Raw genomic sequence first — 15,466 nt, 5'->3', positions numbered from 1 at the left:
CGAAACAACGGACGGGACTGATCGCCGATGCCTACAATCCCATTCCCTGCACTGTGCCACAAGGGAGCCGACCCCTCCTATACCGTTGCATGACAAATAGGTTAGGCACGCAGGTGGCGGAAAAAATCCTGTAGCATCCGTCCCGTTTCGCGCTCGCGCACGCCCCCCACGATTTCGGGGCGATGCAGGCAGCCGGGATGGGAAAACACGCGCGGACCATGCTCCACGCCGCCGCCCTTGGGGTCATAGGCGCCGAATACGATCCGCCCCACCCGGAAATGCGTGGCCGCCGCCGCACACATGGGACAAGGCTCCAGTGTGACGTACAGCACGCAGTCCGCAAGCCGACGCCCGCTGCGCTGCGCGGTTGCCGCACGCATCACCTGCATTTCCGCATGGGCGGAGGGATCATGCCATTCTTCCACCCGGTTGCCCGCGCGGGCCAGCAACTGCCCGTCCGGCCCGGACAGGGCAGCGCCCACCGGCACTTCCCCGCGCAGGGCGGCGGCCTGCGCCTCCTCCATCGCGATATCCATGAAATGGGCCGGTAACGGGCGTGAGCGTATCATGGCACTACGATAGCAAGCCCGCACGCCCCGGCAAGGCCGGGCCCTGCACCGCCATCGATCGGCGCCCCGGCGGTCGCACGTTCTGGACTGGATTCAGGCAACCCGGACCTGACAGTATCGTTACGTACGCAGGGGCAGGCCGGTCTTTTCCGGGCCGCGCCATCGCCCGGATCATAACCGGCCCATTTATTGGGGGGTAAGGTCATGCATACACTGACACTGGTTCTTGCCACCGCCGCCATCGTAGCAGGAATGGCCACGGCGGATGACACCACCCGCTACCGCCCCGTAAGGACGGGCCAGACCTGCGCCCTTACCTGCCTGCTCTATTCCGGTCCGCAATAGGGCAGGATACGGGGCAATCCGACACGGTCAGGGCATGGGCAGTTCGTTGACGGTCACGATACGCCACCCTTCCGTCAGGCGTTCAATCACGCTGAGCGCCAGATTCTGGATGGAAAAATGCAATGCGGTTTCGGCATGCACGCGCAGCGCATGCGCCAGCGCGGCCCGGATGGCACCCCCATGGCTGACCACCACCATGTCCTGACCCGCGTTCTGGTCAGCCAGCCGGTCCAGGCAGGCCCCGACGCGCGAACAGACCTGCACCATGCTTTCGCCCTGCGGCGGCAGTTCGGTCGCACTGACGGACCAGAAAGGATGGGCGGGCTGGCTCAGCCTGTTGGGCAGCGTATCGTGCGTAATGCCGTGCCAGTCGCCCATGGACTGTTCGGTAAAGTCAGGTTCCACCTGCCACGCATGCTCGCCATAACCGGCCTGCTGAATGGCGCGGGCCGTCTGCTGCGTACGTGACAGGGGGGACGTGAACCACAGGGCGCCACGCGGCAGCCGGTGGGCCAGTGATTCGTACATGCGCCGCTGGGCTACCAGACTGTCGGGGCAGAGCGGCACGTCCATCGCGCCATACAACCGCATGCGGGCATTCTGTTCGACCAGCGCGTGGCGGATGAGCCAGAAACGGGTGACACCCTTCTGAAGCTGGGGGGTATCGAGAAAATTGCCGTGATTGTTCTGCGTCGTCACACTCAAAATCCGTCGGGAAGGAAAATCAGGAAAATTCAGGCGGGCAGGATTGCCCTGACCTGCCAGCCGTGTGGCAGGTAGGTCTGCGCCGGATTGGCGGCGCTGAGCCGCGACCAGTGCCGCACGATCAGTCCGACCTTGTCGAGAACCCGGCTCACATTGCGTGCCTCGCGCTGGAGGCGGCCAGTGGGGTCCATCCCTTCATGGGAAGGTTCGCCCGAAACCAGTCGCGCCCCGGCCGAAATCCGCAGCGCGCCCGCAAGAACGCCGGGCAGGTCGGGATGGGCCAGCGGCACGGGCTGGCCGATATGGCACAGGACGGACGCGACAGCCGCATCCGGATCATTGGCCGGAACAAGGTCCGACAGGTCGGTATTGAGCCACGCATAAAGCTGACGCGCCTGTGGCAGCGCCAGCGGACGGAAGGTTCCGGCCTTACTGTCCGGCGCACGGACAAAAAAGCTCATGATCGTTGGCAGGCAGTCCCATGCGTTATCCAGATCAGCCCGCTGCGGCGGTACCGGGGGCAGCAGTTCCAGATGGGGGTCGCGCGTGATCCGTGCCTCCACCGCGGCAAGGAAATGCTTCAGCCGGTCATGGACCACCGCGCGGGGGATGGCGCTGAGTGCCGCCATTTCCGACAGCGCGGCCCGCCAGCGCAGGATCAGGCCGATATTATGCCCCACCGGCAGCACATCCACCGCCCGGCCCGCAGGCCAGGCATGGCGATGGCTATACGCCCCCAGACCCGCAGGAAGGGGATTACCCCCATCCAGCCTGCGCCGCACCGCAGCCGGTAACAGCAGCGCCCCGCAGAAAGGCGGCCCCGTAAAGAATTTGGAGCCGGTGACCATGACCATCCAGCCCCGGTCCAGATAGGCCCGTACCCTGAGCGGGTCGAGCCGGGCCTGACAGGCATCCACCACCACATCGGGACACTCACCATCATGCCCATCAGGAGCGCATGCCTGTTCCAGTGCGTCCAGTCCCGGTGCCAGCAGGCCGGTCTTGGACAGGTCGAGGCGATGCAGCAGCACATGGCGACCCGCATGGCGCAGTTCATGCGTCAGGCGACACGTCTCCGCATCCACATCCGCCGGTGCGCGGACATGTCCATCCGCATCCCGCATGGGAACATTCACCACCAGCGTATCGGCGCGAAACCCGTCGATCCGCGCGCCGCGCGTAACCGCAAGGCCACGTGCCGTATCATTGGCGAAGTGACACCCCATGGCGGCAAGAGGCACGCCGCTGCCGGTTTCTTCCGGCGCAATCAGGATATTGCCGACGGGACGCCCGCCGGGCGCCCGCGCGGCAAGGGCCAGTGCATACAGTTCGCAATCGGTGCCAGAGGGAGCCAGTACGACCCCTTCCTCCGCCGTCAGGCCGAAATGGGCGGCGATCTGGGCCTGTATGCCGGCATCGAGACTGCACGCAGCCGCGTCCGTCCTGCCATGCAGTGCGCCTGCCAGCAGGGACAGCCGCGCCGTCTCGGCCCCTGCAAAACCCCGTTCGGACAGGGAAGACGCGGTGGAGGAGGCAAAGGTAATGGCCCACGGACGCGGCCGGTGCGAACAGCCATAGTGATTCAGTCCGGTTGCCGGATCGACCGCCAGCCGCGCATCGCCCCCCGTAGCCATAAGGCTTTCGGTCGGCCCCAGCAGCGGCCACAGGGCCTGCAGCCTGTCATGCAGTTGTGGAAAGGAACATCGCCCACCCCGTTGGGAAAGGGCGGGTTGCAGAAGAGCCAGCGCGGGCCAGATTTCCTGCAGGACGGAAACACCCGGCAGGTCATCCCCCGCCATGATCGGCACCCATGCGGCAGGTGCGTCAGCATCCTGCCGACCGGTATCGAGATACCAGAACAGCGCCGCCGTCCGTGCCGCGCAGAAAGCCGCGCACATGGGCCGCTCCGGCGCGGTTTCCCGCAGGACGGCCAGTTCCAGCGCATGACGCAGGTAAAAGGCCGTGACCTCCTGCTGTCCCTGCACCGGCAGTCCCAGTACGACGCCCCCATCGGGCTGGATACGGAATGGAAGGTCCAGCGCGGGGTCCAGCGCGATCCGCCGTTCCCCCGCAATCACGCGCAGGTCTGGCCGTTCCAGAACGCGCATCAGTTCCTGCGTCAATGTGTGGGCGAACACCGTGCTGCTTCCTTATTCCACGTTGTCGGACGGCAGGGTCCAGCCTGCCTGGGCCATAAGCAGGCGCATATGCTCCGGGGGCATGGCCGTGGCATGCACGGGAACGTCCAGCGGGAGGGAAATGCTCCGGCTCATGAGGTATAACGCCCCCATCCCTGCTGCGCCATATCGCCCGTCACCCAGTATGGGGCATCCGATGGCAGCACAATGCGCCCGCGCCTGATGAGTTCGCCCGGTATCGAGTACCAGTTCCAGCCAGCTTACCGGCGCACCCTGCGCATCGCGCCCCTGCCCCAGCACGCGCCAGCGCGTACGGGCCGACTGGCCCCCTTCTTTTACGGCCTGCATATGCCACTGCCGCCCGTACTCTACCCGCGCCAGCGGCGCATTCACCACGCCCGATGACGCGGCCGGTGTTCCCTGCACCATGGCCCAGTAGACCTTGCGCGCCTGTCCCGCCGCAAAACACGCCTGCGCCGCAACAAGGGCCTGCTTGCGCAACGCCACGACAAGACAGCCTGCCGTGTCCTGATCCAGCCTGTGGGCCAGCCATGGGCCATTACGATGGCGCGACAGCAGGGGGAACCAGTCCTCCACACTCGGGCCGCCATCCCGGCCGGGATGGACGGGCAGACCGGGTGGCTTGTCCAGAATCACAAAACGGTTATCGCGGTACAGGACCGTAAAAGGTAGCGGAGATGAAGGGTGCGCAGGCAGGGGCGGAATGGTCCTGCCCCTCATTCGTCATCCGATGGGCGACGCATCAGGACTTCACGCCGGCCCACGTGATTGGCCTCACTGACCAGCCCTTCCTTTTCCATCTGTTCGATGATCTTGGCCGCACGGTTATAGCCAATCGACAGGTGCCGCTGGATAAACGACGTGGACGCCTTGCCTTCCCGCGCGACGACCTCGACCGCCTGCGCGAACAGGCCGTCATCCTCGCTACCGCCTGCCGGGGCGGAGAAAGGCTTGTTCGTGCTTTCTTCTTCCTGCGGGGAAATGACATCGTCGTCATAGATCGGTTCGCCCTGCGTACGCAGGAAGGCCACGACCGCCTCGACCTCGTTATCATCCACGAAGGGACCATGCACACGCGTGATCCGGCCACCAGCCTGCATGAACAGCATGTCGCCACGGCCCAGAAGCTGCTCGGCCCCCTGCTCGCCCAGAATGGTACGGCTGTCGAACTTGCTGATGACCTGAAAGGAAATGCGGGTCGGGAAATTGGCCTTGATGGTGCCGGTAATCACATCGACCGACGGACGCTGGGTGGCAAGGATCAGGTGAATGCCCGCCGCGCGCGCCTTCTGTGCCAGACGTTGCAGCAGGGCTTCGATTTCCTTGCCCGCCACGATCATGAGATCGGCCATCTCGTCCACAACAATGACGAGATAAGGGAGGGAGTCGAGGGCAAGCTGCTGCTCTTCGAACGTGGGCTTGCCGGTTTCAGGGTCATAACCGGTCTGCACGCGACGGGTCACGATCTCGCCGCGTTCACGCGCTTCGGCCACGCGTTCATTGTAGCTGGCGATATTACGCACCTGCAGATGCGCCATGGCGCGATAGCGGCGGTCCATTTCGCGCACCGCCCATTTCAGGGCGGCGACCGCCTTGGCCGGTTCCGTCACCACCGGGGTCATGAGATGGGGAATGCCCTCGTAAATCGAGAGTTCCAGAATTTTGGGGTCAATCAGGATCAGGCGGCACTGCTCGGGCGAAAGACGATAGAGCAGTGACAGGATCATGGCGTTCACGCCAACGGACTTGCCCGAACCGGTGGTGCCCGCGATCAGCAGATGCGGCATGGAGCCAAGGTCGCTGTATACGGATTCGCCCGCGATATCCTTGCCCAGCGCCAGATTGAGGCGTGCGCGGGAATGCGACCACTGCGGGTCCATGAGCAGTTCGGAAAAATAGACGGTCTCACGCCGCGTATTGGGGACCTCGATCCCGATCACGTTACGTCCGGGCACCGTGGCGATCCGCACGCTCAGCACCGACAGGGAGCGTGCGACATCGTCAGCCAGCCCTATGACACGCGCGGCGCGGATGCCGGGCGCGGGCTGAAGTTCGTACAGCGTGACAACCGGCCCTGCGTGATAGGCCACGATTTCACCCTGCACGCCATATTCCGACAGGACCGTGACAAGATGGGCCGCGTTGGCCTGAAGCAGTTCCTCGGTGGGTTTTGTCGTCTCGTCCGATGCCGGGGGCTTGAGAAGCGACAGGGATGGAAACTGCCATTCCGGCTGCGGCGGGGTGGTGTAGGTCGTCTCCTCCGCGCCAGCCATGGGGGACGGATCATAGGCATCCGGCATGGAAGCGGGTTCTTCCGCCGCCGTCCTGCCGCCACCGGAGAAGAAGCGCGACAGGAGCGTCGGTCGGGCGGGTTCCGCAATACCGGGCGGCAGTTCATCATGCGCAGGGGTAAGGACCGCACCCGTTTCCTCAGGCGCGGGGTCCTCATGCCAGGGCAGGCGATCGGATGATGGAGCACCCATCAGCAGGGGCTGGGTGATTTCCTCATCCATGCCGGGCGGATGCATCCAGCTTGTCTGAAGGGATACCTGTGGCGCGCGAGGCCCGTCCGCCTTACGTGCGGCGACAGCCGGGCGGGGTTGGTCTTCCGCCGCCCGGACAGGCGCGGATACGGTCTTCGCCGCGGGGGAAGGCACGGCCTTTGCCGCCGCCGGGTCCGCCACGGGCATGATGGCCGTACCTGCCGCCATGCGGGGCGTGGGCATCTCCTCAAGACTAGGTTCCATACCATGCGCGGTCTTGAGGAAAGGTGACGCCTCCAGCCCCGCTTCCCCCATTACGGATGAAGGCGGGACGTAGGCGGCAGCGCGGCCGGGCGCGGGCTGGTGCGTCTCCTCCTCCCTCGCCTTCCGGGCTTCGGCGGCATGATGGGTTACACGACGCAGCCAGCGGGTCAGCACTACGGGCTGACGCAGCAGGAACCTGATACCGCGCCCGATCCCTTTCCATTCAGCAAAGGAGAGCGCGAAGGCAAGCAGCAGCAGCAGCAGCCCCAGCGTCAGGCCCAGCACCCAGACAAGGGCGGGGCCACCGCGTCCCACGAACACGGTGGCCGCCTGAATGGACATATGGGCGATGGACAGGCCAACCGCACCGCCCAGCCCCGCACCGGTCGGCCACAGGGCAGCGGGGAAACCCGGCACCAGCAGCGGCACGGCCGCGATATCGGCGGCCACCACAGGCAGGCTGCACAGCAGGGCGACGATACGCAGTATGACAGCAGCCAGCCCACGATGGCGGATCAGGCGCCAGCCCCATGCCAGCAGACACAGAATGGCCAGCACCCCCACGATGCCGAAATCCTGCAGCATGATATCGGCCATATACGCACCGGGACGGCCCAGCAGATTGGCGGGTGGCTGCGAGCTGGAGGTATTGGCGGATGGATCGCGCGGATCATAGCTCCATAACGCGATGGCAAGACACAGGGCCAGACTCCACAACCCCAGCCCCCCGGCTTCGGCCAAACGTTCGCGCACGCGCGAACGCATCGAGTCCGAAGAGAACGATTCAGGGATAAAACGGCTGAAGATCGCCAAAAATCCATATCCTGATCAGATAGTCCCGCGCACATGGACGCCGGGAACCAGAGGCACTGGAGAAATGACCGTCGCGCATCATGCCATCATTTCCGCTAAACGGTGTAACTATAACCCTGTCCGCCCCGTGGACAGAAGGCCGCTTTACATAAAATACGGCAATGAATTACGCGGCAGCACCTGATTCATGCCGCCACACGGACAGCCGCGCAGCCCCGTGCCGCCGTTCAAGCAACAGCCGCTCGGCCGCAACCGGAAGGGACTCGGTCGCCGCAGTCTCCACGACAATAAGCGTCGAGGGCCGCAGCCATCCGCCGCGCTCCAGCACGGCCAGCGCGCGTGCGGGCAGGTCACGGTTATAAGGGGGATCAAGGAAAACCAGATCCACAGGTCCTACCGGATCGCAGGGCGGCAGGCGCAGCATGTCCATCGCGCGGATCACGGCCCGCCCGGACATACCACATGCCGTGACGTTCTCGCGCAGCGCGCGAAGCGCAGCCCGGTCCTGTTCCACAAAAATCGCGGCACCAGCCCCGCGTGACAGGGCTTCCAGCCCCAGCGCGCCCGTTCCGGCGAATCCGTCCAGCACGCGCGCACCCCGGATCATGTCCGCTCCCGCCCAAGGCGCGTGGGACAGACTGTCGAACAGGGCCTGCCTGACCCGATCAGCCGTGGGGCGTGTTGTCTGTCCCGGCGGCGCGTGCAGGCTGCGGCCCCGGCATTCTCCCGCGATGATCCGCATTACGCCCGGCGCGACGTCTTGCCGCCCACAAGGCCGGGAACCTGTTCACGGATTACCTTGCCGGTCACTTCCTCCAGTTCGCCACGCGACAGCGTGCCAAGCTGGAAAGGCCCGTAAGAGGTACGGATCAGGCGGCTGACATGCAAGTTCAGCCCACGCATGACCTTACGGATTTCGCGGTTCTTGCCTTCACGCAGGGAGACGGTCAGCCACGCGTTGTCACCCCTGCTGGAATCCAGATGCGCTTCGATCGGACCGTAGCGCACGCCCTCGAACTCACTCCCCTTTGCAAGGGAGGCCAGCATGCGTTCGTCCACCACGCCAAAAACACGCACACGGTAATGCCGTATCCAGCCATTGCTGGGCAGTTCCAGCCTGCGGGCCAGTTCACCGTCATTGGTCAGCAGCAGCAGTCCCTCGCTGTTCAGGTCGAGACGCCCGACACTGATGACGCGCGGCAGACCCGGCGGCAGGGAATCGAACACGGTGGGACGGTCTTCCGGGTCGCGATGCGTGGTGACCAGCCCGTCGGGCTTGTGATAGCGCCACAGCCGAGTACGGTCGGGAGCGCTGACCACGTTCTGGTCCACCTGCACGATATCGGCGGCATCGACAAAGGTGGCGGGGTGGGTCACGACCGCACCGTTCAGGCGCACCCTGCCCTCGGCAATCATGCGTTCCGCATCACGCCGGCTGGCCACGCCGGAACGGGCCAGCCATTTGGCGATACGGTCGCCGCGCGCGGTTGCGGATGGCGTGGAATTATCCTGTGTCATGTTCCTGTCTGCCTCGCAGCGTCGATCAACCCTTCGAACAGGAGACGGTCTCCTGTCGATATGCCAAATTCAGGATGCCACTGCACCCCGATACAGAATGGATGGTCGGGCAGTTCAATCGCCTCCACCACTCCATCGGGGGCCGTAGCACAAATAACCCCCCGCCCCGCATCCGCCACGGCCTGATGATGCGCGGAATTGACCGGCAACCTGTCCTGACCCACCAGCCGGGCCAGACGTGTGCCTGCCACGATGGCGACATCATGCCCCGGCTGATTGCGGGGATTAGACTGCTCATGCGGCAGTGCAGCGGGATAGGTATCGGGAATATGCTGCACCAGCGTGCAGCCCAGCAGCACGCCAAGCAACTGCATGCCACCACATATGCCCAGCACCGGTATGCCACGCGCCAGTGCGGCATGGACCAGCGCCGTTTCCGCCAGGGTACGCCGTGGCTTTGTCTGGACCGTAGCATGCTGGTCCGCCGCCCCGTACAGATCGGGGGGCACGTCAAAGGCGCCACCGGTCACGACCAGCCCGTCCAGCCGTGCGACCAGTGCCGTCGCCAGATCAGGATCATGCGCGAGGGCAACCGGCAGTCCGCCGCATTCGGCGATCATATCCATATAATTCTGGCGGATGGCGTACCATGGAAAGCGCGAATAGCCGGGCTGTCCATCAGCGGATGGCTGTTCGCTGTCCAGTGTGACACCAATCAGGGGACGGTGGGCGTTCATCCCGTCTGCCTAGATGAATATGGGGCAGAAGGGAATGGGTATGCCATGCTGCCCTTCCCCTGCCGCCTGACCAGAACCGTGCCGCAAAGCGGACGACCGCGCGGACATGACACAAAAAATCCCCATCGGCGGAGCCTTGATGGGGACTTCTGTAACCTTATTAAACCCTATGGTGGGCGCACAAGGGCTCGAACCTTGGACCCGCTGATTAAGAGTCAGCTGCTCTACCAACTGAGCTATGCGCCCACAGGGTTACCGCTTGGGTGAGAGGGCTTCTAGCAGCCTATCTTACTGCCTGACAAGGGGGTTTTTGAATTTTTTTGAATTTTCTACTGTTGCAGGAGACGCAGCAGGCCATCGAACTGTTCCAGCGAACGGTAATCGATTTTTATGCTGCCCCCCTTGCCATCAAACGTGATCTGGACCTTTACCCCAAGCCGGGCCGTAAGCTCGCGCTCCAGCGACGTGATTTCGGGATTACGGGCGCTTTTTTCCGCCTTCTCCCGCGTGGCGGCTGCCTTGCGTTCATGCTGTTTGGCCAGAGCTTCCGTCTGGCGGACATTCAGCCCCTGCCCCAGCACAACCTTCAGGGCGGCAACCGGATCGGCATGCGCCAGAAGGGCACGGGCATGCCCTGCCGACAGCCCCCGATGCCGCACCGCGTCGCGCACGGGTGGCGGCAACTGGAGCAGGCGCACCATATTCGCCACATGTGGACGCGACTTGCCAATGGCGCTGGCCAGTTCATCCTGCGTCAGCTCGTAATCATCCAGCAGCCGCTGAAGGCCCTCCGCTTCCTCGATGGCATTGAGGTCCGCGCGCTGGAGATTTTCTACCAGCGCCGCGGCCATCGCATCGCCATCGTCCAGTGCGCGGATATGAACCGGCACGTCATGCAGTCCCGCAATCTGGGAGGCACGCCAGCGACGTTCACCCGCGATGATCTGGTAGACACCATTACGCTGCGGATGGGGGCGTACCAGAATGGGTTGCAGCACACCGCGCACGCGGATGGAACTGGCCAGTTCATCCAGTGCGCCGGGTTCCATCTGCTGACGCGGCTGGAAGGGGCTGGGTTCCAGCACGTCCACCGGCAGGCTGGAAATGATCTCACCACCGCTCCTGCGCCCTTCGACCGCAGGGGCGGCAGGAAGCATGTTGACCTGTTCGCCCAGCAGCGCCGCCAGCCCCCGCCCAAGACGGGGACGGGCCGCATCCTTCCTGGTTTTCATCAGCGTGCTTTCCCTTTTCGTGTCCCGCGCAGGGCCAGACGGTCCGATACTTCGGCCGCCAGAGCCTGATAGGCCTGACTACCCGACGAACGGCTGTCATAATTCATGACCGGCTGGCCGTGGCTCTGTGCTTCGGAGATGCGGATATTGCGGGGGATCAGCGTGTCCATCACCTTATCACCGAAGAAGCTGCGCGCATCATCGGCCACCAGTTCGGACAGGTTGTTGCGCCGGTCATACATGGTCAGCACGATACCATCGAGCTTCAGCGCCGGGTTGAGCGACTGCCGCACGCTGTTGACGGTGCGCACCAACTGGCTGATCCCTTCCAGCGCAAAGAATTCACATTGCAGCGGCACGATCACGGACTGCGCCGCCACAAGGGCATTCAGTGTAAGCAGGCCAAGGCTGGGCGGGCAATCAATCAGGATGGCATCATAATCCGCGCCGATCTGGGCCAGTGCATCGCGCAGGCGATATTCGCGCCGGTCGGCCATGACCAGTTCCAGTTCGGCCGCAGCCAGTTCCGTATCCGCCGCGATCAGGGACAGGCCGGGCAGCTCGCTGGCCTGCACCACAGCCGTGGCGCGCGCGCCATCTTCCAGCATGGCATAGGTGCCGCTGCGCCGGGCATCATACCCCACCCCAAGGCCGGTGGAGGCATTGCCCTGCGGGTCCATGTCAACCAGCAGAACCTTCAGCCCGGAAGTTGCCAGGGCCGCAGCCAGGTTGATGGCTGTCGTTGTCTTGCCAACGCCGCCCTTCTGGTTGGCCAGCGCGATAATGCGGGGGGAAGATGCTGTCTGACTTCCCGTCTCATTCATTGTTATGGTCTCTGACACGCCTGATATCGCTCAATTTTAGAATCACACCATCCGTATCTGTACGGCTTGGAATCCGGGTTGTCGCCATGTGCCAACCGGCACGGGCTGTCGTCAATTCCGCTTCGGCATTCCGTCCTTTCAAAAACAGGCAGAACCCATCGGGCTGAAGGAAGCGCGCGCCCCATTCCAGCAGGCGCGACAGCGGGGCAAGGGCGCGGGCTGTCACCACCTGCGCGGGGGGCACATCCGCCACCTCCAGACGCCGGGCGCAGACACTCACCTGCACGCCCGCCACCCGTGCGGCTTCGCGCAGGAAGGCGGCCTTGCGCTGGTCCGACTCAATAAGGGTAACCTGCGCATCCGTAGCGCACGCGATCACCAGTCCCGGAAAACCGCCGCCCGACCCCATATCCACAAGCCTTGTACCGCCGGGCGGTATCTGTCCGGCAAGCTGCAGACTATCGGCTATATGCCGCGACCACAAATGCGGCAGGTCATGTGGGGAAACCAGATTGATACGCTGGTTCCAGCGCAGCAGGATATCCGCATATTTTTCCAGCCGGTCGCGTGTTTCACGTGAAACATCGGCCATATCGGGCGCAAGGGCAGCCGGGCCGCTCATGCCATCACCTGCTTCTGGCGGATATGTGCAAGCAACGCGACAAGGGCGGAAGGCGTGATTCCCGGAATACGCTGCGCCGCCCCAAATGTTACGGGCCGCACCCGTGCAAGCCGTTCCTGCATTTCCGTACTCAGGCCACCAACCCGACCATAATCGAGATCAGTCGGCAGGGTGATTTTTCCTTCGGTAGCCAACTGGCGGATCTCGCGGTCCTGACGGGAGATGTAACCGCTATAGCGGGCTTCCGTCGTCAGATGCTGGGCTACGCGGGGGGATAATTCGGCAAACCACGGTGCAATCCCCACAATCGTTTCAGGTGACGCATCCGTCGCCAGCACATCCAGAAGCGAACGTGCCCGCCCGTCTGCCGAGACATTCACACCTGCCTTGCGCAGGACATCGGTGCCATAAGTTTCATTGCGGGCCCGGGTGGTCGCCACATCAATCGCGGTGCAATCGGACTGAAAACGGACAGCACGCGCCGTCCCGACGCATCCCCATTCCAACCCGCGCGGCGTCAGGCGCAGGTCCGCATTATCCGCGCGCAGGGTCAGGCGATATTCCGCGCGGGATGTGAACATGCGGTAGGGTTCGGACACGCCCTGCGTTGTCAGGTCGTCAATCATCACACCGATATAGGCATCGCCACGATCGAGGGTAACACCCGCCTGCCCCGCCGCATGCCGGGCGGCGTTCACACCCGCGATCAGGCCCTGCGCGCCAGCTTCCTCATAACCAGTGGTGCCATTGATCTGACCCGCCAGAAACAGACCGGGCATGTTTTTCAGTTCCAGTGTGGGGGCCAGTTCGCGCGGGTCCACATAATCATATTCCACTGCGTAGCCCGGCCGGACGATGCGGCAGTTTTCCAGCCCCGGAATACTGCGCAGCATTTCAAGCTGTACATGTTCGGGCAGGCTGGTGGAAATACCGTTGGGATAGACCAGATTTCCCTCCGGATTGCCTGGCAGCCCTTCCGGCTCCAGGAAGATCTGGTGGGATTCGCGCTGGGCAAAGCGTACGACCTTATCTTCGATCGAGGGGCAGTAGCGTGGCCCACGCCCCGATATCGCCCCGCCATACAGGGCCGAAAGCTGAAGGTTTTCGCGTATGATCTCATGCGTGCGCGGCGTAGTGGCCGTGATCCGACAGGACACCATGGGATTGGCGATACCATCCGTCATGCGGCTGAATGGTTCGGGCACCGCATCCCCACGGTCTTCAGGCAGACTGTCCCAGTCGATGCTGTCACGCGCGATACGCGCAGGCGTTCCCGTCTTGAGCCGTCCCATCCGCAGCCCAAGCGCCTCCAGCCGCGTGCCCAGCGCATTGGCGGGACGATCTCCTACCCGCCCCGCAGGCTGGCTGTCGTGCCCGACATGGATGGTGCCCCGCAGGAACGTGCCGGTCGCCAGCACGACGGCACCGGATGAAAAGCTGCGCCCGTCCTCGCAGATGATACCTTCAACCTGTCCCTGCGCATCCGTCAGCAGGTCGGCCGCTGCCCCTTCGACAATATCAAGTCCATCGGTCGCGGCCAGCAGATCCTGTATGGCCTGCCGGTACAGTGTCCGGTCTGCCTGCGCACGGGGGCCATGCACGGCCGCCCCCTTGGACCGGTTGAGAAGTTTGAAATGAATCCCGGCCCGATCGGCGGCAATGCCCATCAGCCCATCCAGCGCATCGATCTCGCGCACCAGATGTCCCTTGCCGATCCCGCCTATGGCCGGATTGCAGGACATGATGCCAATGGTCTCGCGCCGATGCGTCAGCAGCATGGTGCGTGCGCCCGTACGTGCAGCGGCAGCGGCGGCTTCACATCCCGCATGCCCCCCACCGACGACGATCACATCATATGCGCGATTCATCCAGTCTTGCTCCTACTTGCCAATACAGAACTGGCCAAACACCGTATCCAGAAGGGCTTCCACATCCACGGCCCCCGTCAGGCGGCCCAGCGCCCGCATGGCCAGCCGCATTTCTTCCCCACGCATTTCCGGCCAGTTCATATCAAGCGCCCGCCCGATATGATGCACCGTTTCCTCCAGCGCCGCACGATGACGCGCGCGGGTAAAAGGTGCAGCAGCCCGGCCCGATGTCAGCGCGCGCGCCCTGTCGGCCAGAACGGTCCTTAACACATCCATGCCGGAATGGGTGAGTACACTGATGCCAATCGTGCCTTCAGGCGCATGATACAGGTCTGTCTTGTTACATACCAGCAGGCTATTCCCTTCCACCGGTGCGGGTACCACATCACCGGTAAAAACCTGCACCACACAGTCAGCCTGTTTCACGTGAAACAGTGAACGCCGGACCCCTTCAGCCTCGATCTCATCATCCGTTTCACGCAGTCCGGCGGTATCGACCAGCGTTACCGGCACATCACCCAGCACCATACGCACCTCGATCGCGTCGCGGGTGGTCCCCGCACGGGAGGAAACGATTGCGGCATCCCGCCCCGCCAGCGCATTCAGCAGGCTGGATTTGCCAACATTGGGTTCCCCCACAATCGCAAAGACCAGTCCACGCCGTAGCCGCTCGGCCCCCGCCCCTTCGGCCAGATAGGTCTGCATGGTGTCATGCAATACACGCATTCCGTCCAGCAACCCCCGTTCAACTTCCGGTGGCAGTTCTTCATCGGGGAAGTCGATCAGTGCTTCCTGATGCGCAAGGAACGTACGCAGCCTGTCTGCCCATTTCTGGTACAACTGGCTCTGCGCCCCATCAACCTGCGCCAGCGCCTGCTGGCGCTGGGCTTCGGTTTCGGCATCAATCAGGTCGGCTATGCCTTCCGCCTGCATAAGATCCATCCGCCCATGGGCAAAGGCCCGGCGGGTGAATTCCCCCGGTTCCGCCGGGCGGGCACCGAGGGCCACCAGCGTATCGGCAACGGCATTGATAACCGCAGGCCCCGCATGCAGGTGCAGTTCGGCACTGTCTTCACCCGTATAGCTGTCGGGTCCAGGAAACCAGAGCACCAGCGCCCGGTCCAGCAGGACAGGTTCCGCCCCATCGCGCCGCCACAGCCCCCGCAACGAAGCCCGGCGCGGCGCAGGCAACCGTCCGGTCAGGCTTTCGACAATCCTGCCCGTTCCCGCCCCGCTCAGGCGCATCACCGCAATGGCGGCACGGGACAGCCCGCTGGCCAGCGCAAAAATGACCGGCGGATGTCCATCACGTTCCTGCATAAACATC

The 15,466-nt window shown here is 63.9% G+C and carries 13 protein-coding genes, 1 tRNA gene and 1 pseudogene; 1 reads left to right on the top strand and 14 read right to left on the bottom strand.

What is annotated here, in order from left to right:
• Positions 1-101 precede the first annotated feature (101 nt).
• Positions 102-536 (bottom strand): nucleoside deaminase, encoded by a 435-nt coding sequence (locus ACBR42_RS04685; protein ID WP_371207379.1) that lies wholly within the window; start codon positions 534-536, stop codon positions 102-104.
• Between the two features lie 237 nt (positions 537-773).
• Between ACBR42_RS04685 and ACBR42_RS04680 the strand changes: the two genes are divergently transcribed.
• Positions 774-914, top strand: coding sequence for a hypothetical protein (locus ACBR42_RS04680; protein ID WP_162900411.1), 141 nt, complete (start codon positions 774-776; stop codon positions 912-914).
• A gap of 27 nt (positions 915-941) precedes the next feature.
• On the opposite strand, the gene ACBR42_RS04675 is transcribed toward ACBR42_RS04680, so the two are convergent.
• From ACBR42_RS04675 to mnmE, 13 genes and pseudogenes are all read right to left on the bottom strand, one after another.
• On the bottom strand, positions 942-1,613 hold the full coding sequence (locus ACBR42_RS04675; protein ID WP_110546802.1) for a histidine phosphatase family protein: 672 nt from the start codon (positions 1,611-1,613) through the stop codon (positions 942-944).
• A gap of 35 nt (positions 1,614-1,648) precedes the next feature.
• Positions 1,649-3,757: a hypothetical protein gene (locus ACBR42_RS04670; RefSeq protein WP_371207378.1), complete on the bottom strand. Its 2,109-nt coding sequence runs from the start codon at positions 3,755-3,757 to the stop codon at positions 1,649-1,651.
• Positions 3,739-4,498: pseudogene (locus ACBR42_RS04665) on the bottom strand (RluA family pseudouridine synthase). Before ACBR42_RS04665 ends, ACBR42_RS04670 begins: the two are co-directional and overlap by 19 nt.
• On the bottom strand, positions 4,495-7,338 hold the full coding sequence (locus ACBR42_RS04660) for a DNA translocase FtsK 4TM domain-containing protein (RefSeq protein WP_371207377.1): 2,844 nt from the start codon (positions 7,336-7,338) through the stop codon (positions 4,495-4,497). The pseudogene ACBR42_RS04665 and the gene ACBR42_RS04660 overlap by 4 nt, the downstream one beginning before the upstream one ends.
• A gap of 166 nt (positions 7,339-7,504) precedes the next feature.
• Positions 7,505-8,080 carry a 16S rRNA (guanine(966)-N(2))-methyltransferase RsmD gene (gene rsmD / locus ACBR42_RS04655; RefSeq protein WP_132305245.1) on the bottom strand — a complete coding sequence of 192 codons (576 nt, stop codon included), beginning with the start codon at positions 8,078-8,080 and terminating at the stop codon, positions 7,505-7,507.
• Positions 8,080-8,856 (bottom strand): pseudouridine synthase, encoded by a 777-nt coding sequence (locus ACBR42_RS04650; protein ID WP_102324998.1) that lies wholly within the window; start codon positions 8,854-8,856, stop codon positions 8,080-8,082. Before ACBR42_RS04650 ends, rsmD begins: the two co-directional genes overlap by 1 nt.
• On the bottom strand, positions 8,853-9,593 hold the full coding sequence (locus ACBR42_RS04645) for a gamma-glutamyl-gamma-aminobutyrate hydrolase family protein (RefSeq protein ID WP_371207376.1): 741 nt from the start codon (positions 9,591-9,593) through the stop codon (positions 8,853-8,855). Before ACBR42_RS04645 ends, ACBR42_RS04650 begins: the two co-directional genes overlap by 4 nt.
• A 170-nt stretch (positions 9,594-9,763) precedes the next feature.
• A tRNA-Lys gene (locus ACBR42_RS04640) sits at positions 9,764-9,839 on the bottom strand.
• An 83-nt stretch (positions 9,840-9,922) separates the two neighbouring features.
• The gene (locus ACBR42_RS04635) at positions 9,923-10,825 is read right to left on the bottom strand and encodes a ParB/RepB/Spo0J family partition protein (RefSeq protein WP_102324996.1); all 903 of its coding nucleotides are present in this window, start codon (positions 10,823-10,825) and stop codon (positions 9,923-9,925) included.
• Positions 10,825-11,649, bottom strand: coding sequence for a ParA family protein (locus ACBR42_RS04630; protein ID WP_110546808.1), 825 nt, complete (start codon positions 11,647-11,649; stop codon positions 10,825-10,827). The genes ACBR42_RS04635 and ACBR42_RS04630 overlap by 1 nt, the downstream gene beginning before the upstream one ends.
• Positions 11,642-12,241 (bottom strand): 16S rRNA (guanine(527)-N(7))-methyltransferase RsmG, encoded by a 600-nt coding sequence (rsmG, locus tag ACBR42_RS04625; protein ID WP_282758039.1) that lies wholly within the window; start codon positions 12,239-12,241, stop codon positions 11,642-11,644. Before rsmG ends, ACBR42_RS04630 begins: the two co-directional genes overlap by 8 nt.
• 26 nt (positions 12,242-12,267) lie before the next feature.
• Positions 12,268-14,139, bottom strand: coding sequence for a tRNA uridine-5-carboxymethylaminomethyl(34) synthesis enzyme MnmG (gene mnmG / locus ACBR42_RS04620; protein WP_371207375.1), 1,872 nt, complete (start codon positions 14,137-14,139; stop codon positions 12,268-12,270).
• A gap of 12 nt (positions 14,140-14,151) precedes the next feature.
• Positions 14,152-15,459, bottom strand: a complete 1,308-nt coding sequence (mnmE, locus tag ACBR42_RS04615; protein WP_371207436.1) for a tRNA uridine-5-carboxymethylaminomethyl(34) synthesis GTPase MnmE — start codon at positions 15,457-15,459, stop codon at positions 14,152-14,154.
• Positions 15,460-15,466: the final 7 nt, after the last annotated feature.

Origin of the sequence: Komagataeibacter sp. SM21 (assembly GCF_041402665.1) — a bacterium.
In the GTDB taxonomy this organism is placed as follows: Bacteria; Pseudomonadota; Alphaproteobacteria; order Acetobacterales; family Acetobacteraceae; genus Komagataeibacter; species Komagataeibacter saccharivorans.
The sequence above is the reverse complement of the archived record's forward strand: the minus strand, read 5'-3'. Positions and strand labels throughout refer to the sequence as shown.